We start from the raw sequence: 1,386 nt of genomic DNA, 5'->3' as shown, positions 1-1,386 counted from the left end.
GCCTATGAGGACAAGGTGGGCCGGCGCGCGGTCAGGGTGATGGATTTGGCGGATTTGGAAACACTGCCCTTGAAAATCGACAGGCTGCTGACGCACCACAATGCGCTGCGTCGCGGGCTTGGTCATGCGGAAGTCACGCATGACACGATCATGCAGGAACTAACCTCGGTCGCCGACGACATCCTGCCCTATATGGACCGGGTCTGGAAGATCCTCGACGACAAGCGCCGGGCTGGCGAGCGCATCCTGTTCGAGGGCGCGCAGGGCACACTGCTCGATATCGACCACGGCACCTATCCGTTCGTGACCTCGTCGAACACGGTTGCCGGACAGGCTGCCGCCGGCTCCGGCGTTGGCCCGGGCGCCATCGGCTATGTGCTCGGCATCACCAAGGCCTATACGACACGCGTCGGCGAGGGTCCGTTCCCGACCGAGCAGAAGAACGAGGTCGGCGAATTCCTCGGCACGCGCGGCCATGAATTCGGCGTCGTCACCGGTCGCAAGCGCCGCTGCGGCTGGTTCGACGCGGTGCTGGTGCGCCAGGCCGTCGCGGTCAACGGCATCAAGGGCATCGCGCTGACCAAGCTCGACGTGCTTGACGGGCTGGACGAGATCAAGGTCTGCACCGGTTACCGTCTCGACGGCGAGATGATCGATTATCTGCCGGCCAGCCAGGGCGCGCAGGCACGTGTCGAACCGGTCTACGAGACGCTCGAGGGCTGGAAAGGCACCACTGCCGGCGCGCGCAGCTGGAATGATCTGCCGGCCCAGGCGGTCAAGTATGTCCGCTACATCGAGGAGCTCATCGGCGCACCGGTCGCGCTCCTTTCCACCAGCCCGGAACGCGACGACACGATACTTGTGACCGATCCGTTTCAAGACTAGTTTCTGAGCCTTTCCGGGCATCGCGGCTGATTTGCGGGGGCCGACGCGGAAGCAAAATACAGGTCGACTGAAGCATGGCAGATTTCGTTGCTATTCTGAAAAACGCGCTCGACAAGCATGGCGACGAGACGCCGGAAAAGCGTACGCGCATCTATGCCAGCGTTCGCACCATGCTAGCGAAGAAGCTTGGTGAACGTTCGCCGCCGTGGGCTCCCGAAGCCATAGCCACGCAGATGCGTTCGCTGGAAGACGCCATTACAAGCGTCGAGCGCGATTATGCCAAGAGCGTGCCGGAGACCGACCCGCTCGCGGAGCTGGAACACATCTTTTCGTCGATCGATCGCAACAAGAACCAGCCAAGCCATACGAGGCAGCCGGCGAAGGCGGAATCGGCCTGGCCGGCACCGCCCGTCGCCAAGCCCGAGCCCTATCAACCCGCGCCGCCGCCTGCCGCCAAGGTCGAGCCAAGCTGGCAAAGGTCGACGCCGGCGCCTGCCCAGC

At 63.8% G+C, this 1,386-nt stretch carries 1 protein-coding gene and 1 pseudogene; both read left to right on the top strand.

The features are described 5' to 3' along the window. On the top strand, positions 1–885 hold an 885-nt coding region (locus EN994_RS31580), incomplete at its 5' end, for an adenylosuccinate synthase (protein WP_127308157.1). A 74-nt stretch (positions 886–959) separates the two neighbouring features. Then, positions 960–1,386 (top strand): annotated as a pseudogene (locus EN994_RS31575) (hypothetical protein); the annotation flags it as partial.

The organism is Mesorhizobium sp. M7A.F.Ca.CA.002.09.1.1 (assembly GCF_003998555.1).
Classification (GTDB): Bacteria; Pseudomonadota; Alphaproteobacteria; order Rhizobiales; family Rhizobiaceae; genus Mesorhizobium; species Mesorhizobium ciceri.
Note: the sequence above shows the minus strand (reverse complement) of the source record. Positions and strands in the feature narration are given on the sequence as shown.